The 24961-nt window shown below is 61.4% G+C and carries 20 protein-coding genes; 19 read left to right on the top strand and 1 reads right to left on the bottom strand.

Features of this window, described 5'->3' with window-relative positions; translation table 11 throughout:
* Positions 1–4 precede the first annotated feature (4 nt).
* The 18 genes from A3AY_RS0112305 to A3AY_RS0112220 all read left to right on the top strand — a co-directional run bounded on the left by A3AY_RS0112305 (position 5) and on the right by A3AY_RS0112220 (position 20409).
* Positions 5–1129: an NADH-quinone oxidoreductase subunit E gene (locus tag A3AY_RS0112305; RefSeq protein ID WP_018325970.1), complete on the top strand. Its 1125-nt coding sequence runs from the start codon at positions 5–7 to the stop codon at positions 1127–1129.
* 12 nt (positions 1130–1141) lie between these two features.
* The gene (nuoF, locus tag A3AY_RS0112300; protein WP_018325969.1) at positions 1142–2446 is read left to right on the top strand and encodes an NADH-quinone oxidoreductase subunit NuoF; all 1305 of its coding nucleotides are present in this window, start codon (positions 1142–1144) and stop codon (positions 2444–2446) included.
* 5 nt (positions 2447–2451) lie between these two features.
* Positions 2452–3117 (top strand): hypothetical protein, encoded by a 666-nt coding sequence (locus A3AY_RS0112295; RefSeq protein ID WP_018325968.1) that lies wholly within the window; start codon positions 2452–2454, stop codon positions 3115–3117.
* Between the two features lie 216 nt (positions 3118–3333).
* Positions 3334–5415, top strand: a complete 2082-nt coding sequence (nuoG, locus tag A3AY_RS0112290; protein ID WP_018325967.1) for an NADH-quinone oxidoreductase subunit NuoG — start codon at positions 3334–3336, stop codon at positions 5413–5415.
* Between the two features lie 21 nt (positions 5416–5436).
* Positions 5437–6480 carry an NADH-quinone oxidoreductase subunit NuoH gene (nuoH, locus tag A3AY_RS0112285; RefSeq protein ID WP_018325966.1) on the top strand — a complete coding sequence of 348 codons (1044 nt, stop codon included), beginning with the start codon at positions 5437–5439 and terminating at the stop codon, positions 6478–6480.
* A 64-nt stretch (positions 6481–6544) separates the two neighbouring features.
* On the top strand, positions 6545–7036 hold the full coding sequence (nuoI, locus tag A3AY_RS0112280; RefSeq protein ID WP_018325965.1) for an NADH-quinone oxidoreductase subunit NuoI: 492 nt from the start codon (positions 6545–6547) through the stop codon (positions 7034–7036).
* A gap of 139 nt (positions 7037–7175) precedes the next feature.
* Complete coding sequence (locus tag A3AY_RS0112275) at positions 7176–7790, top strand: NADH-quinone oxidoreductase subunit J (RefSeq protein WP_018325964.1); 615 nt, start codon at positions 7176–7178, stop codon at positions 7788–7790.
* Positions 7791–7818: 28 nt separating this feature from the next.
* On the top strand, positions 7819–8127 hold the full coding sequence (gene nuoK / locus A3AY_RS0112270) for an NADH-quinone oxidoreductase subunit NuoK (RefSeq protein WP_018325963.1): 309 nt from the start codon (positions 7819–7821) through the stop codon (positions 8125–8127).
* 7 nt (positions 8128–8134) lie between these two features.
* On the top strand, positions 8135–10132 hold the full coding sequence (gene nuoL, locus A3AY_RS0112265; protein WP_018325962.1) for an NADH-quinone oxidoreductase subunit L: 1998 nt from the start codon (positions 8135–8137) through the stop codon (positions 10130–10132).
* Positions 10132–11661 (top strand): NADH-quinone oxidoreductase subunit M, encoded by a 1530-nt coding sequence (locus tag A3AY_RS0112260; RefSeq protein ID WP_018325961.1) that lies wholly within the window; start codon positions 10132–10134, stop codon positions 11659–11661. The genes nuoL and A3AY_RS0112260 overlap by 1 nt, the downstream gene beginning before the upstream one ends.
* 1 nt (position 11662) lies before the next feature.
* On the top strand, positions 11663–13105 hold the full coding sequence (gene nuoN / locus A3AY_RS0112255; RefSeq protein ID WP_018325960.1) for an NADH-quinone oxidoreductase subunit NuoN: 1443 nt from the start codon (positions 11663–11665) through the stop codon (positions 13103–13105).
* The gene (locus A3AY_RS0112250) at positions 13102–13869 is read left to right on the top strand and encodes a biotin--[acetyl-CoA-carboxylase] ligase (RefSeq protein WP_018325959.1); all 768 of its coding nucleotides are present in this window, start codon (positions 13102–13104) and stop codon (positions 13867–13869) included. The genes nuoN and A3AY_RS0112250 overlap by 4 nt, the downstream gene beginning before the upstream one ends.
* Before the next feature lie 19 nt (positions 13870–13888).
* Positions 13889–15556 carry a ribonuclease J gene (locus tag A3AY_RS0112245; RefSeq protein ID WP_018325958.1) on the top strand — a complete coding sequence of 556 codons (1668 nt, stop codon included), beginning with the start codon at positions 13889–13891 and terminating at the stop codon, positions 15554–15556.
* 19 nt (positions 15557–15575) lie between these two features.
* Positions 15576–15980, top strand: a complete 405-nt coding sequence (mce, locus tag A3AY_RS0112240; protein WP_018325957.1) for a methylmalonyl-CoA epimerase — start codon at positions 15576–15578, stop codon at positions 15978–15980.
* Positions 15981–16091: 111 nt separating this feature from the next.
* Positions 16092–16361 (top strand): DUF1467 family protein, encoded by a 270-nt coding sequence (locus A3AY_RS0112235; RefSeq protein ID WP_018325956.1) that lies wholly within the window; start codon positions 16092–16094, stop codon positions 16359–16361.
* Between the two features lie 699 nt (positions 16362–17060).
* Positions 17061–18389: a proline--tRNA ligase gene (proS, locus tag A3AY_RS0112230; RefSeq protein ID WP_018325955.1), complete on the top strand. Its 1329-nt coding sequence runs from the start codon at positions 17061–17063 to the stop codon at positions 18387–18389.
* A 10-nt stretch (positions 18390–18399) separates the two neighbouring features.
* On the top strand, positions 18400–19707 hold the full coding sequence (locus A3AY_RS0112225; protein WP_018325954.1) for a lipoprotein-releasing ABC transporter permease subunit: 1308 nt from the start codon (positions 18400–18402) through the stop codon (positions 19705–19707).
* A gap of 18 nt (positions 19708–19725) precedes the next feature.
* Positions 19726–20409 (top strand): ABC transporter ATP-binding protein, encoded by a 684-nt coding sequence (locus tag A3AY_RS0112220; protein WP_018325953.1) that lies wholly within the window; start codon positions 19726–19728, stop codon positions 20407–20409.
* 15 nt (positions 20410–20424) lie between these two features.
* On the opposite strand, the gene A3AY_RS0112215 is transcribed toward A3AY_RS0112220, so the two are convergent.
* Positions 20425–21006 carry a hypothetical protein gene (locus A3AY_RS0112215; protein WP_018325952.1) on the bottom strand — a complete coding sequence of 194 codons (582 nt, stop codon included), beginning with the start codon at positions 21004–21006 and terminating at the stop codon, positions 20425–20427.
* Positions 21007–21460: 454 nt separating this feature from the next.
* Between A3AY_RS0112215 and dnaE the strand changes: the two genes are divergently transcribed.
* The gene (gene dnaE / locus A3AY_RS0112205; protein WP_018325950.1) at positions 21461–24952 is read left to right on the top strand and encodes a DNA polymerase III subunit alpha; all 3492 of its coding nucleotides are present in this window, start codon (positions 21461–21463) and stop codon (positions 24950–24952) included.
* The last annotated feature ends 9 nt before the right edge of the window (positions 24953–24961 follow it).

Here is a 24961-nt window from a genome sequence, read left to right as displayed (position 1 = left end):
AAGAATGTCCGTTCGTCGACTAGCCGAGGAAAATGTCCAGCCAGCGAGCTTTGCCTTCAGCAAGGACAATGCGGCATGGGCCAAGGCCACGATCAAGAAATACCCGAAGGGCCGCGAGCAATCCGCGGTCATTCCGCTGTTGATGCGGGCGCAGGAACAGGATGGCTGGGTTACCCGGGCGGCAATCGAAAGCGTCGCCGACATGCTCGGCATGCCGTATATCCGCGTGCTCGAAGTCGCGACCTTCTACACCCAGTTCCAGCTGAAGCCGGTCGGCACGCGCGCCCATGTCCAGGTCTGCGGCACGACGCCCTGCATGCTGCGCGGCTCCGAGGACCTGATCAATCTCTGCAAGAAGCGCATTCATCCCGAGCCGCTGACGCCGAATGAAGCGGGCACGCTGTCGTGGGAAGAGGTGGAGTGTCAGGGCACCTGCGTCAACGCGCCGATGGTGATGATATTCAAGGACACCTATGAAGACCTGACGGTTCCGCAACTGGAATATATCATCGACCGTTTCGACGCAGGCAAGGGCTCCGACGTCAAGCCCGGCCCGCAGATCGACCGCATCTACTCCGCGCCGGTCGGTGGCCCGACGACGCTGCTCGCTCCTGAAAAGAAGCCGGCTGTACCCCGCGCCAAAAAGGCAGGCGGCGAGGCGGCCGTAAGCGTGCCTCCTTCCTATGCGGCGCGTCCGAAGACCGATGCCCCGGAAACCGATCCGACGCTGAAGACGCCGGCAACGGCAAAGGCGGAGTCGGCGGCGAACGACAAGATTGCCGGTGACACGAAGGCGGAAGGCGGCGTCGCCGCCAAGCCGGCGGCAGCCGCGGCAAAGCCGTCGCTTGAGGACAAGAACCGCCCTGCTGGCATCCAGAGGCCGGCGACGCCGGATGACCTGAAGCTGATTTCCGGCGTCGGCCCGAAGATCGAAGGTACCCTGCAGGAACTCGGAATCTTCACCTATGCGCAGGTCGCCGGCTGGAAAAAGGCCGAGCGCGAATGGGTGGACGGCTATCTGAATTTCAAGGGCCGCATCGAACGCGACGACTGGGTCAAGCAGGCCAAGGCGCTGGCCAAGGGCGGCGAAGCCGAATACATCAAAGTTTTCGGCAAGAAGCCGCGGTAAAGAGGTTTAGACATGCTCGCCGATAAAGATCGCATTTTTACCAACCTCTACGGCCTTCACGACAGGTCGCTGAAGGGCGCCATGAGCCGTGGCCATTGGGATGGCACCAAGCAGATTCTCGAGAAGGGCCGTGACTGGATCATCAACGAGATGAAGGCCTCGGGTCTTCGCGGCCGCGGCGGCGCAGGCTTCCCGACCGGTCTCAAATGGTCCTTCATGCCGAAGGAAAGCGACGGCCGTCCGCACTACCTGGTCGTCAATGCCGACGAGTCCGAGCCCGGCACGTGCAAGGACCGTGACATCATGCGCCACGATCCGCATACGCTGATCGAGGGCTGCCTGATCGCGAGCTTCGCCATGGGCGCGCACACCGCCTACATCTATGTTCGCGGCGAATATATCCGCGAACGCGAGGCGCTGCAGGCGGCGATCGACGAATGCTATGATGCAGGCCTTCTCGGCATCAACAACAAGCACGGCTGGGACATGGACATCTACGTCCATCACGGCGCCGGCGCGTACATCTGTGGCGAGGAAACGGCGCTGCTCGAAAGCCTCGAAGGCAAGAAGGGCCAGCCGCGCCTGAAGCCGCCATTCCCGGCCAATATGGGCCTCTATGGCTGCCCGACGACGGTCAACAACGTCGAATCCATCGCCGTTGCGCCGACGATCCTGCGCCGCGGCGCCGGCTGGTTTTCGTCGATCGGCCGTCCGAACAATGTCGGCACGAAGCTGTTCATGGTTTCTGGCCACGTCAATAGGCCGTGCACCTTCGAGGATGCGATGGGTGTGCCGTTCCGCGAGATGATCGAGCGCCATTGCGGCGGCATCCGCGGGGGCTGGGACAATCTTCTGGCAGTCATTCCGGGTGGCTCGTCCTGTCCGGTGGTCAAGGCCGAAGACATCATCGACGCGCCGATGGATTTCGACGGCATGCGCGATGTGAAGTCTTCCTTCGGCACTGCCGCCGTCATCGTCATGGATCGCTCAACCGACATCATCAAGGCAATCTGGCGGCTGGCCGCCTTCTACAAGCACGAAAGCTGCGGCCAGTGCACGCCGTGCCGCGAAGGCACCGGCTGGATGATGCGCGTCATGGAGCGCATGGTTCGGGGCCGCGCCCAGAAACGCGAAATCGACATGCTGTTCGACGTGACGAAGCAGGTCGAAGGTCACACGATCTGCGCGCTCGGCGACGCGGCTGCATGGCCGATTCAGGGTCTGATCCGCAATTTCCGTCCGGAGATGGAAAAGCGGATCGACGAATACACCCGTAATTCGACATCGCATGGGGCGGTGCTGCAAGCAGCGGAGTAAGCGATATGACCAGGCCGGAACAGGAAGCAAGCAAGGGAAGTTGGGCAGGAACTGCCGGTCCTACGGCGGATTCCCCGGCCGGTAGCGATCCGTACGGCATGGCTGCGTGGCTGAAGGATATGTCGAAGGCGCCGTTGCACCCGCTGATGCAGAATCCGGCGGCGGCGATGGCGGCGGCAACGGCGATCGGTCTCGGCATGACCAGTCACTTTGCCGGCTTGATGTTCGGCGCGATGGAGAGCATGACCAGGACGGCGCAGAAAACCGCCAGCGCGACGGACGAGACGGTTGCGGCGGAAGCCGCCGAACCCGTTGCCGACGTGGCGGATGCCGCACCGCCGACGAAAACCGAGACGCCAGCCAAGGCTCCGGTCAAGTCGAAACCGGTGAAGGCAGAATCGGCCAAGGCTGCACCGGTCAAGGCAGACAAGCCCCACGAGCAGAAGGCTGCGGCTCGCATCGTCGAAACGCAGGCCGACGACCTGAAGCGGATTTCGGGCATCGGTCCGAAGTTGGAGCAGGTGCTGAACGGCATGGGCGTGCGGCGTTATGCGGATATCGCGGCGTGGAGCGATAAGGACGTGAAGCGTTTCGACGCGCAGCTCGGCTTCGGCGGCCGCATCGTGCGGGATGCCTGGGTCGAGCAGGCAAAGACCCTGATGAAGGGTTGAGATTGAGTTTGGGGCGGCGGCCGGTAGTGGTTTCCGTTCAAGAGGCTGCTGCATAATTCCTTAAATCGGCATCGATTTAGGGAGAAATTATGCAGCAAATTTAAAGTGCTACAGCGACCTTTGCGCGTCATAAATGACGCGCGGCGCTGTAGAGTGCCTTTATAATATCTGTTCGCCGCTTTGGCTGGCGAATGAACGACAGGATTGAGTGCGAAGATGGCAAAGCTGAAAGTCGACGGAAAAGAGATCGAGGTCCCGGATCATTTCACGCTGCTGCAGGCGTGCGAGGAAGCCGGCGCCGAGGTTCCGCGCTTCTGTTTCCATGAGCGGCTGTCGGTCGCCGGAAACTGCCGCATGTGTCTGATCGAAGTGAAGGGCGGGCCGCCGAAACCGGCAGCGTCGTGCGCCATGGGTGTGCGCGACCTGCGTCCCGGCCCCAACGGCGAGGCGCCAGAAGTCTTCACGACCACGCCAATGGTCAAGAAGGCGCGCGAAGGCGTGATGGAATTCCTGCTGATCAACCATCCGCTCGACTGCCCGATCTGCGACCAGGGCGGCGAATGCGACCTGCAGGACCAGGCCATGGCCTTCGGCGTCGATTCGACCCGCTACAACGAGAACAAGCGCGCCGTCGAAGACAAATATATCGGCCCGCTGGTCAAGACCGTGATGAATCGCTGCATCCACTGCACGCGTTGCGTCCGCTTCACCACCGAAGTTGCCGGCATCGCCGAACTGGGCCTGATCGGCCGCGGCGAGGATGCCGAGATCACCACCTATCTCGAACAGGCGATGACCTCCGAGCTGCAGGGCAACGTCGTTGACCTCTGCCCGGTCGGCGCGCTGACCTCGAAGCCCTATGCCTTCAATGCCCGTCCGTGGGAACTCGGCAAGACCGAATCGATCGACGTCATGGATGCGGTCGGCTCGGCGATCCGCGTCGATACCCGCGGCCGCGAAGTGATGCGCGTCATGCCGCGCGTCAACGAGGAGATCAACGAAGAGTGGATTTCCGACAAGACCCGCTTCATCTGGGATGGCCTGAAGACCCAGCGGCTCGACCGCCCCTATGTGAAGAAGGACGGCCGTCTGCAGCCGGCCAGCTGGAACGAGGCCTTTGCCGCGATCAAGTCGGCAGTAGCCAGGGCGAGCGGCGACAAGATCGGCGCGATCGCCGGCGATCTGGCCTCGGTCGAGGAAATGTATGCGCTCAAGGAACTGATCTCTTCGCTCGGCTCGAAGAACATCGATTGCCGCCAGGATGGCGCAGCGCTCGATCCGTCGTTCGGCCGTTCGAGCTACCTCTTCAACCCGACGATCCAGGGCATCGAAAGTGCCGACGCGCTGCTGATCATCGGCTCGAATCCGCGTTTCGAAGCTTCCGTGCTCAACGCTCGCATCCGCAAGCGCTTCCGCATGGCCAATTTCCCGATCGGCGTCATCGGCGAGCAGGGCGAACTGCGCTATTCCTATGAATATCTGGGCGCCGGCACCGACACGCTGGCCGAACTGGTCGCCGGCAAGGGCAAGTTCCTGAGCGTCTTGAAGAAGGCGCAGCGCCCGATGATCATCATCGGTCAGGGTGCGATTTCGGGTGGCAACGGCGCATCGGTTCTTGCAGCCGCGGCCAAGCTCGCTGGCGCCGTTGGCGCCGTCACCGCCGACTGGAACGGTTTTGCCGTCCTGCATACGGCCGCCGCCCGCGTCGGTGGCCTCGATCTCGGTTTCGTGCCGGGTGAGGGGGGCAAGACTGCCGTCGAAATGCTGACGGGCACGGACGTGCTCTTCCTGCTCGGCGCCGACGAGATGGATTTCTCGACGAAGACCGCCGGCTTCACAGTCTATATCGGTTCGCATGGTGACGAAGGGGCACATGGTGCCGACGTCATCCTGCCGGCTGCGACCTATACGGAAAAGTCCGGCACCTGGGTCAACACCGAAGGCCGGGTCCAGATGGGCAACCGCGCCGGTTTCGCGCCGGGCGATGCGCGCGAGGACTGGGCGATCATCCGCGCCCTGTCGGACGTGCTCGGCAAGCGCCTGCCGTTCGATTCGCTGAGCGAGTTGCGTGCAAAGCTCTATGCGGCCCATCCGCATTTCGCCGAGATCGATACGATTGCACCTGCCGCCAGCGGTGAAATTGCCGCACTGGCACAAAAAGCCGGTGAGATGGCCAAATCGGTATTTGCGTCTCCGGTCAAAGACTTCTATTTGACGAACCCGATAGCACGCGCATCCGCCGTCATGGCGGAATGTTCGGCTTTGGCACGCAACAACTTCAAAGCTGCGGCGGAATGAGCGCGAGGGAATAAGACGAAAATGGACGCTTTCATTTCGACCTATGTGTGGCCAACGGCCCTCATGATCGCCCAGTCGCTGCTGCTTCTGGTCGCTCTCCTGATCTTCATCGCCTATATTCTGCTCGCTGACCGCAAGATCTGGGCCGCGGTGCAGATGCGCCGTGGACCGAATGTGGTGGGCCCCTGGGGACTTTTCCAGTCCTTCGCCGATCTCTTGAAGTTCGTCTTCAAGGAACCGGTGATCCCCGCCGGCTCGAACAAGGTGCTGTTCCTGCTGGCGCCGCTGGTTTCCGTCACCTTGGCGCTGGCCGCCTGGGCCGTCATTCCGCTCAATGCAAACTGGGTGATGGCAAACATCAATGTCGGCATCCTTTATGTATTCGCCATTTCTTCGCTTGAAGTCTATGGCGTCATCATCGGCGGCTGGGCATCGAACTCGAAATATCCGTTCCTCAGCGCGTTGCGCTCGGCAGCGCAGATGGTTTCCTACGAAGTCTCGATCGGCTTCGTCATCGTCACCGTCCTGCTGTGCGCCGGCTCGCTGAACCTGACGGATATCGTCGATTCACAGCGTGACGGCCTCGGCACGATGATCGGGCTGCCCGGTTCGTTCCTCGATTGGTACTGGCTGCCGCTGTTCCCGATGTTCATCGTCTTCTTCATCTCGGCGCTGGCTGAAACCAACCGTCCGCCCTTCGATCTCGTCGAGGCGGAATCGGAACTGGTCGCCGGCTTCATGGTCGAATACGGCTCGACCCCGTACATGATGTTCATGCTCGGCGAATACGCCGCCATCTGCCTGATGTGCGCGCTGACGACGATCCTGTTCCTCGGCGGTTGGCTGCCTCCGGTCGACGTCTGGTTCCTCAATTGGGTTCCCGGCATCATCTGGTTCGTCCTGAAGGCCTCGATGGTGTTCTTCATGTTCGCCATGGTGAAGGCCTTCGTGCCGCGCTACCGCTACGACCAGTTGATGCGGCTCGGCTGGAAGGTCTTCCTTCCGCTGTCGCTCGCCATGGTCTTCATTGTTGCAGTCGTGCTGAAACTGGTGGTGTGGGCCTGATGTCCGTTTCCCGTTTCGCAATATTCGCCGGCGCCTCCCAGGCCGGCTTGTTTGGAGGTTGATGATGGCAAGTCTGTCGCAAGCCGTCAGTTCGCTGTTCCTCAAGGAATTCGTCGGCGCGTTCTTCCTGTCGATGCGCTATTTCTTCGCACCGAAGTCGACGCTGAACTACCCGTTCGAAAAAGGCCCCGTCAGCCCGCGCTTCCGCGGCGAGCATGCGTTGCGCCGCTATCCTAACGGCGAAGAGCGGTGCATCGCCTGCAAGCTGTGCGAGGCGATCTGTCCTGCCCAGGCGATCACCATCGAAGCCGGCCCGCGCCGCAACGACGGGACGCGCCGCACCGTCCGCTACGACATCGATATGGTGAAGTGCATCTATTGCGGTTTCTGCCAGGAAGCCTGTCCGGTGGACGCGATCGTGGAAGGCCCGAACTTCGAGTTCGCCACCGAGACGCGCGAAGAGCTCTACTACGACAAGGAGCGCCTGCTCGCCAACGGCGACCGTTGGGAGCGGGAAATTGCCCGCAACATCGCAATGGACTCGCCTTACCGCTGAGACCTTTCGATGGGACTGCGCCTGCCTTGCCGGGCAGGCGTCAACGAGATTTTGGGCGTGGCCGGGAAACCCGGTCCGCCAGTGGGAAGGGTGGCCTGTCGGTCATGCCTGCCCGGGGAAGACGAAAAAGGCACCGATCATGGGTCTGCAGGCTCTTTTTTTCTATCTTTTTTCATTCGTCGCCGTTGCGTCGGCATTCATGGTCATTTCCGCACGAAACCCGGTTTATTCCGTGCTGTTCCTGATCCTGACGTTCTTCAACGCAGCCGGCCTGTTCCTGCTGACCGGAGCCGAGTTCCTCGCGATGATCCTGCTGGTCGTCTATATCGGCGCGGTTGCGGTTCTTTTCCTCTTCGTGGTGATGATGCTCGACATCGATTTCACCGAACTGAGGGCAGGGGTGCTCGACTATGCGCCGGTCGGCGCGCTGATCGGCCTCGTGCTCGCGGCTGAACTGATCATCGTGGTCGGCGGCAGCACGCTCTCGCCGGAAATCGCCAAGTCGATTTCGATGCCGATCCCGGCGATCACGGAGCGGACCAACACGGCAGCGCTCGGGGACGTGCTCTATACGCACTATGTCTACTTCTTCCAGATCGCCGGCCTCGTTCTGCTGGTGGCAATGATCGGCGCGATCGTGCTGACGCTGCGCCATCGCGAGAACATCAAGCGCCAGGACATTCCCACACAGGTTGCCCGCTCGCCGAAGACTGCTGTCGAAGTGGTCAAGGTCAAGTCGGGTCAGGGCCTTTAAGACGGACGCGGGTCAAGGAACAATCATCATGGAAATCGGTATTTCCCACTATCTGACCGTCAGCGCCATCCTGTTTACGCTCGGCGTCTTCGGCATCTTCCTCAACCGGAAGAACGTCATCATCATCCTGATGTCGGTGGAACTCATCCTGCTGGCGGTGAACATCAACATGGTCGCCTTCTCGTCGTTCCTGGGCGATATCACCGGCCAGGTGTTCGCCTTGTTCATTCTGACCGTCGCGGCCGCGGAAGCCGCCATCGGTCTTGCAATTCTCGTCGTCTTCTACCGCAACCGCGGCTCGATCGCCGTCGAAGACGTCAACATGATGAAGGGTTGAGCGGGCCATGAATGCGATTATTCAAGCCATCGTCTTCCTGCCGCTGATCGGCTTCCTGATCGCGGGCCTCTTCGGCACCTCGATCGGTGCCAAGGCGTCGGAACATGTCACCAGCGGCTTCATGGTCATTGTCGCCGTGCTGTCGTGGTTCGTCTTCTTCAACGTCGCGCTCGGCGAGACGGAGATGATCAGGGTCACGGTGATGCGCTGGATCCAGTCCGGCAGCTTCGATGCCGAGTGGGCCTTCCGCGTCGATACGCTGACGGCGGTGATGTTCGTCGTCGTCAACACAGTATCGTGCCTGGTTCATATCTACTCGATCGGCTACATGCACCACGATCCGAACCGGCCGCGTTTCTTTGCCTATCTGTCGCTGTTCACCTTCGCGATGCTGATGCTGATCACGTCCGACAACTTGCTGCAGATGTTCTTCGGCTGGGAGGGTGTTGGTCTCGCTTCCTATCTGCTGATCGGCTTCTGGTACAAGAAGCCGTCGGCCAACGCTGCGGCGATCAAGGCCTTCATCGTCAACCGCGTCGGTGACTTCGGCTTTGCACTCGGCATCTTCGGCGTCTTCGTGCTGTTCGGCTCGATCAGCTTCGAAACGATCTTCGCGACGGCCGCAAGCTATCTGCCGGCCGAGGGTGCAGCCGAGGGCGGCGAAGCCGTCATCAACCTGTTCGGCATGCATCTCGACAAGGCCCATGCCGTTACCGCCATCTGCCTGCTGCTGTTCATGGGCGCGATGGGCAAGTCGGCGCAGTTCCTGCTGCACACCTGGCTGCCGGACGCCATGGAAGGCCCGACACCCGTTTCGGCGCTCATCCATGCCGCGACCATGGTCACCGCCGGCGTCTTCCTCCTCGCTCGCATGTCGCCGTTGTTCGAGCTGACCGAGGATGCCCGCACCGTCGTCGTGCTGATCGGTGCGATCACCGCCTTCTTCGCGGCGACCGTCGGTCTCGTCCAGAACGACATCAAACGCGTCATCGCCTATTCCACCTGCTCGCAGCTCGGCTACATGTTCGTGGCGCTCGGCGTCGGTGCCTATGGCGCGGCGATCTTCCACCTGTTCACGCACGCCTTCTTCAAGGCGCTGCTGTTCCTTGGCGCCGGCTCGGTCATTCATGCCGTCGATGGCGAACAGGACATGCGGTTCATGGGCGGGCTCAGGAAGCACATTCCCTGGACCTACTGGCTGATGTTCGTCGGCACGATCGCGTTGACAGGCGTCGGCATTCCCGGAACGGTTATCGGTACGGCGGGCTTCTTCTCGAAGGATGCGATCATCGAATCGACCTTCGCCTCGCACAACGTGCTCTCCGGTCTGGCTTTCACGCTGCTCGTCGTCGCTGCGCTGTTCACCAGCTTCTATTCCTGGCGTCTGACATTCATGACCTTCCATGGCGAGCCGCGTGCCTCCCACGAAGTCATGCACCATGTCCATGAATCACCGCGGGTCATGCTCGTGCCGCTTATTATTCTTGCGATCGGCGCGCTCCTCGCCGGCGTTCTGGCCCACGAATACTTCTTCGGTCACGACTACACCCACTTCTGGCAGGGGGCGTTGTTCACGCTGCCGGAGAACGAACTGCTCGAGGAATACCATCATGTTCCGCTCTGGGTGAAGTGGAGCCCCTTCTGCGCCATGGCGCTCGGGCTTGTCACCGCTTGGTACATGTACATCCGCTCGCCTGAAACGCCGAAGTATCTGGCCAATCAGCACCGCGTTCTCTACCAGTTCCTGCTCAACAAGTGGTACTTCGACGAGATTTACGACTTCCTGTTCGTCCGTCCGGCCAAGCGCCTCGGCACCTTCCTGTGGAAGGAAGGTGACGGCAGGGTCATCGACGGCTTTGGCCCGAACGGCATTGCCGCGCGCGTCATGGACGTCACCGACCGCGTCGTTCGCCTGCAGACCGGTTACCTCTATCACTATGCCTTCGTGATGCTGATCGGCATTGCGGCGCTCGTTACCTGGATGATGCTCGGGAGCTCCTTCTGATGACCGATTGGCCCATTCTTTCCGCGGTCACCTTCCTGCCACTGGCCGGCGTTGTTGTTCTGCTTCTGATGCGTGAAGACAGCGCGGCCGGGCGCCGCAACATCCTGAATGTCTCGCTTTTCACGACGATCGTCACATTCCTTGTGTCGCTGTGGGTCTGGTGGGACTTCGACTATTCCAATCCCGGCTTCCAGATGATCGAAAAGCATGCCTGGCTCGGCACCGGCATCTCCTATCATCTCGGCGTGGACGGCATTTCCGTACTGTTCGTCGTCCTGTCGGCGTTCCTGATGCCCTTCTGTGTGCTGGCGAGCTGGGTGACCATCGAGAAGCGCCTGAAGCAGTACATGATCGCCTTCCTCCTTCTGGAAGTGTTCATGGTCGGCGTCTTCGTCTCGCTCGATATCGTGCTCTTCTACGTCTTCTTCGAAGCCGGCCTCATCCCGATGTTCATCATCATCGGCGTCTGGGGCGGCAAGGATCGCGTCTACGCGTCCTACAAGTTCTTCCTCTATACGCTGCTCGGCTCGGTGCTGATGCTGCTCGCCATCATGGCGATGTACTGGCAGGCCGGCACGACGGACATTGCCGAACTGCTTGCCTATAACTTCCCGCGCCAGATGCAGACCTGGCTATGGCTCGCCTTCTTCGCCTCCTTCGCGGTGAAGATGCCGATGTGGCCGGTCCATACCTGGCTTCCCGATGCGCACGTCCAGGCGCCGACCGCCGGTTCGGTGATCCTGGCGGGTATCCTCCTGAAGCTCGGCGGCTACGGCTTCCTGCGCTTCTCGCTGCCGATGTTCCCGCTGGCGTCGGAATATTTTGCGCCGATGGTCTTCTCGCTGTCGATCGTCGCCATCATCTACACCTCGCTGGTGGCGATGATGCAGTCCGACATCAAGAAGCTGATCGCCTATTCGTCGGTCGCCCACATGGGTTATGTGACGATGGGAATTTTCGCGGCCAATACACAGGGCGTACAGGGTGCGATCTTCCAGATGCTGTCCCACGGCATCGTCTCCGGCGCGCTCTTCCTTTGCGTCGGCGTCGTCTATGACCGTACCCACACCCGCGAGATCAGCGCCTATGGCGGCCTCGTCAACAACATGCCGAAATATGCGGTCGCCTTCATGGTCTTTACCATGGCCAATGTCGGTCTTCCCGGCACCTCCGGCTTCGTCGGCGAAATCACCACGCTGCTCGGTGCCTTCCGGGCAAACACCTGGGTTGCCTTCTTTGCAACGACCGGCGTCATTCTGTCGGCCTGCTACGCGCTCTGGCTCTATCGCCGGGTGATCTTCGGTGCACTCGAGAAGGACAGCCTGAAGTCGCTGCTCGACCTGTCGGGCCGCGAGAAAGCTATTCTCTATCCGCTGGTGGTGCTGACCATCTTCTTCGGCGTCTACCCGGCGCCGGTGTTCGATGCGACGGCTGCCTCGGTGGATCTCCTCGTGAACAACTACACTGCCGCCGTGCAGGCCGCGCAAGACGTTGCGCTTTCGGCGAAAATGACGACAGGACGGGATTGAAATGACTGCTGAAACATTCCTTGTTAGCCTGCACCTGTCGACGCCGGAGCTGATCCTTGCGGTCGGCGCCATGGTCCTGTTGATGATCGGTGTGTTCACGGGCGAAAAATCGTCCGGACTGATCACCGGCCTTGCCGTTGGCCTGCTTGCCGTTTCGGTGGCCTGGCTGATCTGGCAGACCGGCGACGGTGAGGCCTATGGCGGCGTGTTCCTCTCCGATCCGTTCGCCCGGTTCATGAAGGTGCTGACGTTGGCCGGCTCCATGGTCACGCTGATCATGTCGGCGGGCGAGGCGCGCTCGGCGGGCATCGACCGCTTCGAGTTTCCGGTGCTGGTCGTGCTGGCAACGCTCGGCATGCTGCTGATGATTTCGGCCAACGACCTCATCTCCGTCTATCTCGCGCTCGAACTGCAGTCGCTGGCGCTTTACGTCGTCGCTGCGATGCACCGCGACAACCTCCGTTCGACGGAAGCCGGCCTCAAATATTTCGTTCTTGGCGCCCTGTCGTCGGGCATGCTGCTCTACGGCATGTCGCTGGTTTACGGCTTCACCGGCCATACCGGCTTCGAAGCCATCGCGTCGGCTCTGTCGGCCGAAGGTCGTTCGCTCGGCCTGGTGTTCGGGCTTGTCTTCATTCTTGCTGGCGTCGCCTTCAAGATTTCGGCCGTTCCGTTCCACATGTGGACGCCGGACGTCTATGAGGGTGCGCCGACGCCGGTCACGGCATTCTTCGCCGCCGCGCCGAAGATCGCGGCGATGGCGATGCTTATCCGTCTGGTCATCACGCCATTCGAGCCGATCGTTGCCGACTGGCGCCAGATCGTCGTCTTCATCTCGATCGCGTCTATGCTGCTCGGAGCATTTGCGGCGATCGGCCAGAGGAACATCAAGCGACTGATGGCCTACTCGTCGATCGGTCACATGGGCTATGCCCTCGTCGGCCTTGCCAGCGGTTCGATGGCCGGTGTGCGCGGCGTGCTGATCTACATGCTGGTCTATATGGTCATGACGCTTGGCACCTTCGCCTGCATTCTGGCGATGAAGCGCAAGGACGGCAATCACGTCGAAAACGTCGACGACCTTGCCGGCCTGTCGCAGACCAATCCGCTGATGGCGACGGTCTTGACGGTTATGATGTTCTCGCTGGCCGGCATTCCGCCGCTGGCAGGCTTCTTCGCCAAGTATTTCGTGTTCATGGCGGCAATCGAGGCGCAGCTTTACGCACTGGCGATCATCGGCGTTCTGGCCTCGGTCGTGGGTGCCTATTACTACCTGCGGGTCATCAAGCTGATGTGGTTCGATGAAGCCAAGGGCGAATTCGCGCGTCCATCGGGCGTTCTGCGTCTCGTCTACGGTCTCTCCGGTCTGTTCGTGGCTGCCTATGTACTGATCGGCGGACCGATCGGTACGGCGGCCGAAGTTGCAGCGCGGACCTTCTTTTGACCGACGAGGACCGGATCGGCAGGTTAGCGCTCGATGATTTCCGGCATACCGCGCTTGGCGATGTCGGGTCGACGAACACCGAATGCCTGATCCGTGCCCGCGCCGGTGATCCGGGACTTCACTGGATCACCGCGACACGGCAGCTGGAGGGACGGGGGCGGCGCGGCCGGGCCTGGGCTTCGGAGCCTGGCAATCTCTACGCCTCGCTGCTTTTGATCGACCCGGCGCCGATGGACAGGCTTCATTCGCTGCCGCTGGCGGTGGCGGTCGCCGTGCATCGGGCGATCCAGGCGGTCATGCCGCCGGGATCCAACCCGGTATCGATCAAATGGCCGAACGACATCCTGATTGCCGGCAAGAAGTGCTGCGGTATCCTGCTCGAAGGCGAGGGATTGCCAGACGGCAGGCACGCACTGGTCATTGGCTGCGGCATCAATGTCGCGCGGGCACCCGACCACGGGCTCTATCCCGTCACATGCCTGCAGGCGGAAGGGGCGGCGGTGTCGCCGGAAGAATTGTTTGCCCACCTGTTTCGCAGCATGGGCGAGGTATTGAGCATTTGGAACCGCGGGCAGGGTATCGCCGAAATTATTGCCCAATGGCGGGCGGCGGCGGGTGGCATAGGCCAGAAAATCACGGTCAACCTGCCGGACCGCTCGCTTTCCGGACGGTTCGAAGGCATAGACGAAGACGGCCGGCTGATGCTCGACATGGGTGCAGGCGTGGTCCACCGCATCGCCGCCGGCGATGTATTTTTCGGATAAAACAAGGCGCAATCATTCAATGAGCAAACAAGACGAACTCGTCTTCCTCCCGCTGGGCGGGGTTGGGGAAATCGGCATGAACCTGGCTCTTTATGGCTATGGTGCGCCGTCCAACCGCCAGTGGATCATGGTCGATTGCGGCGTCACCTTTCCGGGGCCGGAGCTGCCCGGCGTCGATCTGGTGCTGCCGGATATCCGCTTTCTCGCGGAAGAGCGGAAAAACCTCAAGGGCATCATCATCACCCATGCCCATGAAGATCACTACGGCGCGCTCGCCGATCTCTGGCCTGGCCTCAACGTGCCCGTCTACGCATCACCGTTTACCGATGGCATGCTTGATGCCAAACGCAACTACGAGCGCACGCGCGCCGACGTGCCCATCACCATCTTCAAGCAGGGCGACCGGATCAATGTCGGTCCGTTCGAGATTGAGGCGGTCGGCGTCAACCATTCGATCCCCGAGCCGATGTCGCTGGTGATCCGCACGCCGCTCGGCAATATCGTCCATACCGGCGACTGGAAGATCGATCATGCGCCTTCCCTTGGTCCGCTGACGGATGAGGCACGGTTCCGCGCGATCGGCGATGAGGGCGTGCTGGCGCTGATGTGCGACAGCACCAATGCGATGCGCGATGGCGTATCGCCCCAGGAAGAAGAGGTTTCGGCGAGCCTCACCAAGATCATCGAGAACGCCACCGGCCGCGTCGCGATCACCACTTTCTCGTCCAATGTCGGCCGCATCCGCTCGATCGCCAAGGCATCCGCCGCCGCCGGTCGCGAAGTCCTTCTGCTTGGCAGTTCGATGAAGCGTGTCTGCGACGTGGCGCGCGATGTCGGCCTTATGGAAGGTCTGAACCCGTTCATCGCCGAAGACGAATTCGGCTATATCCCGCGCGACAAGGTCGTGGTGATCCTGACCGGCAGCCAGGGTGAGTCCCGGGCGGCGCTGGCAAAGATTTCTCGGGACGAGATGCGCAACGTCGCGTTCACGGCCGGCGATACCGTGGTGTTTTCTTCCCGCGCCATTCCCGGCAACGAGAAGGCGATAAACGATATCAAGAACGGCCTCGTCGAGCAGGGCATCCATATCGTCACCGACTCCGAGGCCCTCGTGCATGTTTCCGGCCACCCCCGGCGGCACGAGTTGCAGCAAATGTATGAATGGACGCGGCCGCAGATCCTCGTGCCGGTCCACGGCGAGGCGGCGCATCTGACCGCACAGGCGGAACTCGGCCTGCAATCCGGCATCAAGACGGTTCCGCGGGTGCGCAATGGCGACATACTGCGGCTGGCACCGGGGCCGGCAACGGTGATCGGAACGGCGCCGCACGGGCGTATCTACAAGGATGGCGGCCTGATCGGCGATTTCGAGGAGATGGGTATCGGCGAACGCCGCAAGCTGTCCTTTGCCGGTCATGTGTCGGTCAATGTCGTGCTCGACGAGCGGTATGATTTCAACGCCGATCCGGAGGTCGTTGCCATCGGCCTTCCCGAATTCGACGATGAGGGCGAGGATATGAGCGACACGCTCTATGATGCGGTGCTTGGCGCCGTCGAAAGCATACCGCGCGGCAAGCGCAAGGATCTTGCCATGGTACAGGAAGCGGTTCGACGGGCGGTTCGCGGCACCGCCAATGAGGTTTGGGGCAAGAAGCCGGTCGTCACCGTGTTCATCAACAAGCTCTGACGGCCACGAGAGGCAAACCATGCTCGGACGTGTCAACCACATTGCTCTGGTCGTTCCAAACCTCGCCGAGGCGGCCGCAAAATACCGGTCGGTGCTCGGCGCCGCGGTGACCGCGCCGGATGCGCTGCCCGAGCATGGCGTCAGCGTCGTTTTCGTCACGCTCGAAAACACCAAGGTGGAGTTGCTGGAGCCGCTGGGATCAGACTCGCCGATTGCGGCGTTTCTGGCCAAGAACCCGGCGGGGGGCATGCACCATATCTGCTATGAGGTCGAGGACATCATCGCAGCCCGAGATAGCCTTGTTGCCGCGGGCGGCCGGGTTCTCGGCGACGGCCAGCCGAAGATCGGGGCGCATGGAAAGCCGGTGCTCTTCCTCCATCCCAAGGACTTCTTCGGCACGCTGATCGAACTGGAGCAGGTGTGACAGAAGGGCGCGAGCCGGGCGTTTGTCCCACAGGCCGCAAAGCGGTATAAACTGCTCGACAGACAATGCCAAAGGGAGCTCGTTCAGCGTCCTTCGCAGTGAGAGACCACGATGCCGATCTTTTCCATCTTTGCGATCTACTTCATCATTTGGTGGCTGACGCTGTTCATCGTCCTGCCGATCGGCCTGCGCACCCAGGCCGAGGAGAACGAGGTGGTGCCCGGCAGCGTCGAGAGCGCGCCGGCGCGCTTCCGGGCGTTGCGTGTTTTCCTGCTGACGTCGGTGCTTGCCGCCATTATCCACCTTGCGTGGTATATCCTGTCGGTGCGGCTGGGCTACGGTTTGGACGCAATTCCCCAGTTCGCCCCAAAGTTTTATTGACAACAGATCGGTCGTGGTGTCGTTGCGACTTCCGCTATTGCGATAGCGACAGCTTACGGACGGTCGCGCGGATGCCGCTGAGGCACGTGCCACAGAGTTGACACGATTAAGGCGTCAACACCTTTTTCTCGCGATTCGAATTTATGAAAAGCAAAAAAAAACAAGGCTGAAAGCCTTGTTCTTAAAGTATCGCGTGATCCTTATCCGTTACCGGTGGCTGCGTATGACCGCGCCTAAGATCTTATCCTCCCAAGACTTGACCGCGAAATCGACAAGAATTTAATCTCCCTGCCTCTTTTGTGAGCCGAAACTAGCTCAAACATTATGCGTTGTCATCTGATTTTTTTGCATTTTTGCTACAGTCGAGCAAAATTTTTCCGTTGACAACTTCCGTCTGATTACTGTTATTACCGTGCCTTTTTGCCGCACCTTCCGGCTACGGTTCCTGCATCCGAAGTATGGTCATTCCAAGCTGTGGCGCTCGCGAAGATGACGGGTTTTCTTCCTGTCGCGAAGCGTCTATGAACGCTTGAACGCGGTGAATCCTTCTTCCTGAATCGGCTGGTCGGAGCGCCGCGACAAACAGTCAAACAGCAGTGCCTGATGGTGCGCTCGTTGAGCGCGCAGGGGCTGCACGCTCAACGTTATTTCGCCCGAATCCGACGATAGTGCGAAGTGCATCAAGTTCCGGAACCCGTCATGCGCCTGTCCCGCTTTTTCATGCCCATTCTGAAGGAAAACCCGAAGGAAGCGGAGATCGTGTCGCATCGCCTGATGCTGCGCGCCGGGATGGTTCGGCAGCAGTCGGCGGGGATCTACACCTGGCTGCCGCTCGGCAAGCGCGTGCTCGACAAGGTCAATGCCATCATCCGCGAGGAACAGAACCGGGCAGGCGCCGTCGAGCTTTTGATGCCGACGCTGCAATCGGCGGAACTCTGGCAGGAAAGCGGCCGCTACGACGCCTATGGCAAGGAAATGCTGCGCATCAAGGACCGCCAGGACCGGCCGATGCTCTATGGCCCGACCAATGAAGAGATGATCACCGACGTGTTCCGCTCTTACGTCAAGTCCTACAAGGATCTGCCGCTCAACCTCTATCATATCCAGCTGAAATTCCGCGACGAGATCCGTCCGCGCTTCGGCACGATGCGCTCGCGCGAGTTCCTGATGAAGGACGCCTATTCTTTCGACCTGAACCGGGAAGGCGCCGTCGATTCCTATAACCGGATGTTCGCGGCCTATCTGCGCACGTTTTCGCGCCTGGGTCTTCGCGCCATTCCCATGCGAGCCGATACCGGCCCCATTGGCGGCGATCTCAGCCACGAATTCATCATCCTTGCCGATACCGGTGAATCGGAAGTGTTCTGCCACAAGGAATTCCTGAACTTCGACATTCCGGCCGAAGATACCGATTTCTGGGATGCGGCCGCCATGAAGGCGATCTTCGACCAGTGGACCTCGCGCTATGCCGCGACTTCCGAAATGCATGACGAGGCTGCTTTCAACGCCATTGACGACGCCGCGAAGGTGTCCGCGCGTGGCATCGAGGTCGGCCATATCTTCTATTTCGGCACGAAATACTCCGAAGCCATGGGCGCCAAGGTGCAAGGACCCGACGGCAAGGAACACACGGTGCACATGGGCTCCTACGGTATCGGCCCAACGCGCCTCGTTCCGGCGATCATCGAGGCCTCGCATGACGAGAACGGCATCATCTGGCCGGCTTCGATCGCGCCCTTCGATGCAGTCGTGATCAACATGAAATCCGGCGATGCAGCCTGCGATACGGCCTGCGAGACCATCTATGGCGCGCTCGGCAAGGCCGGCCTTGATCCGCTCTATGACGACAAGGACGACCGCGCCGGCACGAAATTTGCGACCGCCGACCTGATCGGCGTGCCGGTCCAGATCATCGCCGGTCCGCGTTCCGTCGCAAGCGGCGAGGTGGAACTCAAGGACCGCAAGACCGGCGCCCGCGAGACGCTGACCGTCGAGGCTGCCATCAACAAGCTGACTGCTTCGAAATAAGGGAGCCGGGATGAGCGCCACCACGCTAGAGCAGGAGAAGGCCGTGGCGGTCCAGCCGCCATCGAGCCGTCCGTTTTCCACGTTCGAGCGCATGGTGGCCTGGCGCTATCTGCGGTCGCGGCGCAAGGAAGCGTTCATTTCGGTGATCGCCGGCTTTTCCTTCATCGGCATCATGCTCGGCGTGGCGACGCTGATCATCGTCATGGCGGTGATGAACGGCTTTCGCACCGAACTCATCTCGCGCATTCTCGGCATCAACGGCCACATGATCGTGCAGCCGCTCGACGGGCCGCTCGACAACTATGCGGACCTGGCGACGAAATTTGCCGGGGTCAAGGGCGTCACCATGGCGATCCCGATGATCGAGGGCCAGACGCTCGCCTCCGGTCCGGGCGGGGCCGGCACGGGCGCTCTGGTTCGCGGCTTGCGGGCCGACGATCTCGGCAAGATGAAATCCATCTCCGACCACATCAAGTCCGGCGATCTTGTCGGCTACGCGGCCGGAACCGGCGTTGCCATCGGCTCACGCATGGCCGAACAGCTCGGCATCACCGCCGGCGGCACCATCACGCTGGTTGCGCCCGAGGGCGACGTCACGCCGATGGGCGTCAACCCGCGCGTCAAATCCTATACCGTCTCGGCGATCTTCGAGATCGGCATGTCGGAATATGACGCGTCGATCATCTTCATGCCGCTTGAGGAAGCACAGCTTTACTTCAACGCCGAAGGCATCGCCCAGTCGATAGAACTCTTCGTTACCAATCCGGATCTGGTCGACGAGCTGCGCCAGCCGATCGAGGATGCCGCCGGCCGGCAGGTGCTGATCAGCGACTGGCGCGACCGCAACAAGACGTTCTTTTCGGCCCTTCAGGTCGAGCGCAACGTCATGTTCATGATCCTGACGCTGATCGTTCTGGTGGCGGCACTCAACATCGTCTCCGGCCTGATCATGCTGGTGAAGGACAAGGGCAGCGACATCGCCATCCTGCGCACCATGGGCGCCTCCTCCGGTTCGATCATGCGCATCTTCTTCATGACGGGCGCGGCGATCGGCATCGTCGGCACACTCGCGGGTGTTCTTCTCGGCGTCATCGTCTGCCTCAACGTCGAATCAATCCGGCAGTTCTTTTCGTGGATTTCCGGCACGACGCTGTTCAACCCCGAACTCTACTTCCTCAGCCAGCTTCCGGCCGACATGAACCCCGGCGAGACCATCTCGGTCGTCGCCATGGCGATCAGCCTGTCCTTCCTCGCCACGATCTTTCCGGCCTGGCGCGCCTCGCGCCTCGACCCGGTTCAGGCTCTGCGCTACGAATAAACAAGGAATACAGACACGATGAATGCGCGCGTGGCATTGCAGCTTTCCGGCGTCGAGCGTCATTACACCCAGGGCGAGGGCGTTCTGTCGATCCTCAAGGGCGCGGACTTTTCCCTGCACGGGGGGCAGACGGTCGCGCTCGTTGCGCCGTCCGGCACCGGCAAGTCGACGCTCCTGCATCTGGCAGGGCTGCTCGAGCGGCCGGATGCCGGCGAGGTGTTCATCAATGGCCAGTCCTGCGGCGCCCTCGGCGACGAACAGCGCACGGCGATCCGTCGCAACGATATCGGCTTCGTCTATCAGTTCCACCACCTGCTGCCGGAATTTACCGCCATCGAAAACATCATGATGCCGCAGCTGATCGCCGGCCTCAACAAGGCCGAGGCGCGCGAGCGGGCCGCGGCCTTGCTCGACTACATGCGCATCGGCCATCGCGCCGAGCACCGTCCCTCGGAACTCTCCGGTGGTGAACAGCAGCGCGTGGCGATCGCCCGAGCCGTGGCCAATGCGCCGCTCGTGCTGCTCGCCGACGAACCGACGGGCAATCTTGATCCCGAAACCGCCGGCTATGTCTTCGATGCCCTGGAAGCGTTGGTGCGTCAGTCCGGCCTCGCCGCCATGATCGCGACGCACAACTACGACCTCGCCGCGCGCATGGACCGCCGGGTCACCATCGAAGACGGCAAGGTCGTGGAGCTTTAGGGCGCGACAAGGCAGCTATTCGTTGCCACAGACCGACTGGCCGCGATCGTCCGACCAATCTTTCAGCAGCACGATTTCGCCCTTGGTGGCGACCGGCTTGCCGTTGCTCTTGCCCTTGCCGGTGAGCACGTTGAAATCGCAGTCAGTGGTGTTGTCGAGATCGAGCGTGTCGTAGGACGAATAGGTGTATCCGGCGACGACGAAATCGAAATTGCGGTAGGCGACGGTCAGCTTCTGTTCCCAGCGGTCGCGGCCGATGGAATCGTTGTGCGACGTGATCAGGATCGAGCCGTTCGGCAAGGCGGCGATCGAGGGGGCTCGGCCGGCCATGATCACGTCTCCCCAGACCTTGTTCGGCGCCACGGTTTTCAGCTTCAGCCGCGCGGTGTCACCGTCATCGAGATAGATATAGACTGCGTGATCCTGGTCGCTGCCCTCAGGCGCTGAAACCAGCATCGCCAGGTCCGAGCTGCCGTCCTTGTCCCAGTCGCCGGTGGCGGCCGACACGATGCGGTCCGGATCGATTGCTTCGGCAGCCTGCGCCGCAGTCGCGCAAAGGCCGATAAACGCCGTCATGACGGCCAGTGGCAGCCTCATTTCTTCACCCCTCGATTGTTATCGGCGCGAGACTAATCGGCTTGCCTGAAGGCGTCCAGAGGTCACTCGCTCTGGGAGGAGGGCCAGATTGAAACTGTTTACCATCTCATCAGCGCCGAAAGGGAGATCCGCTGTTGTCGGTTGACGAGTGAACATAAATAGAACATAGTGAGAACATAACGGAAAAAGGAGCCGTGCAATGACTGACTTTCTTCGGGACCTCGCTGCTTTCACCTCAGTCGCCATGTTCGTTGCCAGCTTTTCGATCATCGTCATGGGCATGTGACACGCCAGGCTTCGTTGCAGCTTTGCCGATGCGGCAGCGTGGCGCGCCGCGCCGGGCTGTGGACAAGCCGCAGGCCGCATGAAAAAGCCGGCGTGCGGCGGATGAAATGTGGACATCGGCGGAAGGAAACGGGATATCCTGCGGCCCTTACGGGAATCGGGGTGTGCGATGGCGGATGTGAAAAACGACAAGCAGCAGGATGGTGAATCTCCGCAGTTTGTTCATCTTCGCGTTCATTCGGCCTTTTCGCTGCTCGAAGGCGCGCTGCCGATCAAGAAGATCATCGGCAAGGCCGTGGCGGACGGGCAGCCGGCGATCGGCATTGCCGATACCAACAATCTGTTTGCAGCGCTTGAGTTTTCGCTGAAATGCATGGACGACGGCCTGCAGCCGCTGATCGGCTGCCAACTGTCGATCGACATGGAGGACGAGGCGGAGGGCGACAAGCGCGGGCATGCGCAGCATCTGGCAAAACTACCGGCGATCGTGCTGATTGCGGCGACGGATGCCGGTTACGTCCGTCTCGTCGATATCGTCAGCCGCGCCTATCTCGGTGGCGAGGGCAACCAGTCGGTCCGCATTGCACTGTCCTGGCTGCAGGAGGGCGGAACGGAAGGTCTGATTGCGCTGACCGGCGCGTCGGGCGGGCCGGTCGACATGGCCTTGAAGTCGGGACATGCGGCGCTTGCCGAAACGCGCCTGAAATCACTGGCGGCGGTGTTCGGCAACCGGCTTTACGTCGAACTGCAGCGGCACGGCAAATATGATCGCCGCCACGAGGGCCGGGTCATCGATCTCGCCTACAAGCTCGAACTGCCGCTGGTCGCGACCAATGAGCCGTTCTTTCCGTCGCCGGCCGAATTCGAAGCGCATGACGCGCTGATGGCGGTGGCGCACAATGCGATGGTGTCGGACGACAGCCGCTTCCGCCTGACGCCGGATCACTATCTGAAAAGCCGCAAGGACATGGCGGCGCTGTTTGCCGACCTGCCGGAAGCGCTGGAAAACACCATCGAAATCGCCAGGCGCTGCTCGTTTGTGCTCAAGACGCGCGGGCCGATCCTGCCGCGCTTCACCGGCGCCTCCGACGATCCGGCGGAAGCCGAGCGCGCCGAGGCGCTCGAACTGCGCCGTCAGGCAGTCGAGGGCCTGGAAGACCGGCTGCAGAAGCTGGGCATGTCGCCCGGCTACACCGAGACGGACTATCGCGAGCGGCTCGATTTCGAGCTCAGCGTCATCGAGAAGATGAAGTTTCCGGGCTACTTCCTGATCGTTGCCGACTTCATCAAATGGGCAAAGCTTCAGGACATCCCGGTCGGCCCGGGCCGCGGCTCGGGCGCGGGGTCGCTGGTCGCCTATGCGTTGACCATCACCGACGTCGATCCGCTGCGGTTCTCGCTGCTGTTCGAGCGCTTCCTCAATCCGGACCGCGTCTCGATGCCCGACTTCGACATCGACTTCTGCCAGGACCGCCGTGAAGAGGTGATCCGCTACGTCCAGCGCAAGTACGGCCGCGAGCAGGTGGCGCAGATCATCACCTTCGGATCGCTGCAGGCGCGCGCTGCCCTGCGCGACGTCGGCCGCGTGCTCGAAATGCCCTATGGCCAGGTCGACAAGATCTGCAAGCTGGTGCCGAACAATCCGGCCAATCCGACGCCCCTGTCGAAGGCGATCGAGGAGGAGCCGCGCTTCCAGGAAGAGGTCGACAAGGAGCCGGTGATCGGTCGCCTTCTGGACATCGCCCAGAAGATCGAGGGCCTTTACCGCCACGCCTCGACCCACGCCGCCGGCATCGTCATCGGCGATCGGCCGTTGTCGCAGCTCGTGCCGATGTATCGCGATCCGCGTTCGGACATGCCGGTCACCCAGTTCAACATGAAGTGGGTCGAGCAGGCGGGGCTGGTGAAGTTCGACTTCCTTGGCCTGAAGACGCTGACGGTGCTCAAGGTCGCCGTCGATTTCATCGCCAAGCGCGGCATCGACGTCAAGCTCGAAGCGCTGCCGCTCGACGACCAGATTACCTACGAGATGCTGTCGAAGGGCGACACGGTCGGCGTGTTCCAGGTGGAAAGTGCCGGCATGCGCAAGGCGCTGATCGGCATGCGGCCGGACTGCATCGAGGACATCATTGCGCTGGTGGCGCTGTATCGTCCCGGTCCGATGGAGAATATCCCGGTCTACAACGCCCGCAAGCATGGCGAAGAGGAGATCGAATCGATCCACCCGAAGATCGACTATCTGCTTAAGGAAACGCAGGGCGTTATTGTCTATCAGGAACAGGTGATGCAGATCGCCCAGGTCCTGTCCGGCTATTCGCTCGGCGAAGCAGACCTTCTGCGCCGCGCCATGGGTAAGAAGATCAAGGAGGAGATGGACAAGCAACGTGCCCGTTTCGTCGACGGCGCCGTCGCCAATGGCGTCTCCAAGGCGCAGTCCGACATGATCTTCGATCTGCTCGCCAAGTTCGCCAATTACGGCTTCAACAAGTCGCACGCGGCCGCCTACGCCATCGTTTCCTACCAGACCGCCTATCTGAAGGCGCATTATCCGGTCGAGTTCCTCGCAGCCTCGATGACGCTCGATATGTCGAACACCGACAAGATCAACGATTTCCGCCAGGACGCGGCCCGGCTCGGCATCGAAGTCATCCCGCCGTCGGTGCAGACCTCGTTCAGGCGCTTCGAGACCGGCGACAACCGCATCTACTACTCGCTGGCCGCCATCAAGGGCGTCGGCGAGGCGGCGGTCGACCATATCGTCGAAGTGCGTGGCGACGAGCCCTTTGCCAGCCTTGAGGATTTCTGCCTCCGGATCGATCCGAAGCTGCTCAACCGCCGCGTCTTCGAAAGCCTGATCTGCGCCGGCGCCTTCGATTGTTTCGGCTATGACCGCGCTGAGCTCGTGGGCGGGCTCGACCGCGTTCTCGGCTTTGCGCAGATCGCGCAGGCCAACAAGGTCAGCGGCCAGAGCGACATGTTCGGGGCAGGGGCGGCCACCGGGCCGGAAAAGATCAGCCTGCCGGCCTATGCGCCATGGCTGGCATCGGAGAAGCTGCACCGCGAATTCCAGGTACTCGGCTTCTACCTCTCCGCCCATCCGCTCGACACCTACAACGACCTGCTCGCCAAGATCCGCGTTCAGACCTTCGCCGATTTTGCCGCCTCGGTGAAAAAGGGCGCAACCGCCGGCCGGCTTGCCGGCACGGTGACCTCGAAGCAGGAACGCAAGACCCGCACCGGCAACAAGATGGGCATCATCGCCTTTTCCGATTCGACCGGCCAGTTCGAGGCGGTGCTGTTTTCGGAGGCGCTCAACCAGTATCGAGACCTGCTTGAACCCGGCAAATCGCTGGTGATGACCGTGCAAGCCGAGGAGCGGCCCGAAGGCATCGGTTTGCGCATCCAGACGCTGCAATCGCTCGAGGAGCGTTCGCTGCAGCTGCAGAAGGCGCTACGCGTCTATGTCCGCGATTCCGGCCCCTTGCGTTCGGTCGCCACGCATCTGAACACCAGGGGTGACGGGCTCGTTTCCTTCATCGTCATCAAGGACAACGGCCAGCGCGAGATCGAGGTGGAGCTCAGCGAGAAATACCGCATCTCGGCCGAGATCGCCGCGGCGCTGAGAACGGCCCCCGGCGTGATCGACGTCGAACTGGTGTAGCGGCAAGCC

It is taken from the genome of Rhizobium giardinii bv. giardinii H152 (assembly GCF_000379605.1).
Lineage (GTDB): Bacteria > Pseudomonadota > Alphaproteobacteria > Rhizobiales > Rhizobiaceae > Pararhizobium > Pararhizobium giardinii.
This window is presented reverse-complemented; position numbering and strand designations above follow the sequence as displayed.

What these genes read in the sequence shown, in the direction of transcription:
- A3AY_RS0112220 (WP_018325953.1), top strand. Translation starts at nt 19,726, where the DNA reads ATGAATGCGCGCGTGGCATTGCAGCTTTCCGGCGTCGAGCGTCATTAC.
- mce (WP_018325957.1), top strand. Translation starts at nt 15,576, where the DNA reads ATGCTCGGACGTGTCAACCACATTGCTCTGGTCGTTCCAAACCTCGCC.
- dnaE (WP_018325950.1), top strand. Translation starts at nt 21,461, where the DNA reads ATGGCGGATGTGAAAAACGACAAGCAGCAGGATGGTGAATCTCCGCAG.
- A3AY_RS0112305 (WP_018325970.1), top strand. Translation starts at nt 5, where the DNA reads ATGTCCGTTCGTCGACTAGCCGAGGAAAATGTCCAGCCAGCGAGCTTT.
- A3AY_RS0112295 (WP_018325968.1), top strand. Translation starts at nt 2,452, where the DNA reads ATGACCAGGCCGGAACAGGAAGCAAGCAAGGGAAGTTGGGCAGGAACT.
- nuoF (WP_018325969.1), top strand. Translation starts at nt 1,142, where the DNA reads ATGCTCGCCGATAAAGATCGCATTTTTACCAACCTCTACGGCCTTCAC.
- nuoG (WP_018325967.1), top strand. Translation starts at nt 3,334, where the DNA reads ATGGCAAAGCTGAAAGTCGACGGAAAAGAGATCGAGGTCCCGGATCAT.
- A3AY_RS0112260 (WP_018325961.1), top strand. Translation starts at nt 10,132, where the DNA reads ATGACCGATTGGCCCATTCTTTCCGCGGTCACCTTCCTGCCACTGGCC.
- nuoH (WP_018325966.1), top strand. Translation starts at nt 5,437, where the DNA reads ATGGACGCTTTCATTTCGACCTATGTGTGGCCAACGGCCCTCATGATC.
- proS (WP_018325955.1), top strand. Translation starts at nt 17,061, where the DNA reads ATGCGCCTGTCCCGCTTTTTCATGCCCATTCTGAAGGAAAACCCGAAG.
- A3AY_RS0112275 (WP_018325964.1), top strand. Translation starts at nt 7,176, where the DNA reads ATGGGTCTGCAGGCTCTTTTTTTCTATCTTTTTTCATTCGTCGCCGTT.
- A3AY_RS0112215 (WP_018325952.1), bottom strand. Translation starts at nt 21,006, where the DNA reads ATGAGGCTGCCACTGGCCGTCATGACGGCGTTTATCGGCCTTTGCGCG.
- nuoL (WP_018325962.1), top strand. Translation starts at nt 8,135, where the DNA reads ATGAATGCGATTATTCAAGCCATCGTCTTCCTGCCGCTGATCGGCTTC.
- A3AY_RS0112245 (WP_018325958.1), top strand. Translation starts at nt 13,889, where the DNA reads ATGAGCAAACAAGACGAACTCGTCTTCCTCCCGCTGGGCGGGGTTGGG.
- A3AY_RS0112225 (WP_018325954.1), top strand. Translation starts at nt 18,400, where the DNA reads ATGAGCGCCACCACGCTAGAGCAGGAGAAGGCCGTGGCGGTCCAGCCG.
- A3AY_RS0112235 (WP_018325956.1), top strand. Translation starts at nt 16,092, where the DNA reads ATGCCGATCTTTTCCATCTTTGCGATCTACTTCATCATTTGGTGGCTG.
- nuoK (WP_018325963.1), top strand. Translation starts at nt 7,819, where the DNA reads ATGGAAATCGGTATTTCCCACTATCTGACCGTCAGCGCCATCCTGTTT.
- nuoI (WP_018325965.1), top strand. Translation starts at nt 6,545, where the DNA reads ATGGCAAGTCTGTCGCAAGCCGTCAGTTCGCTGTTCCTCAAGGAATTC.
- nuoN (WP_018325960.1), top strand. Translation starts at nt 11,663, where the DNA reads ATGACTGCTGAAACATTCCTTGTTAGCCTGCACCTGTCGACGCCGGAG.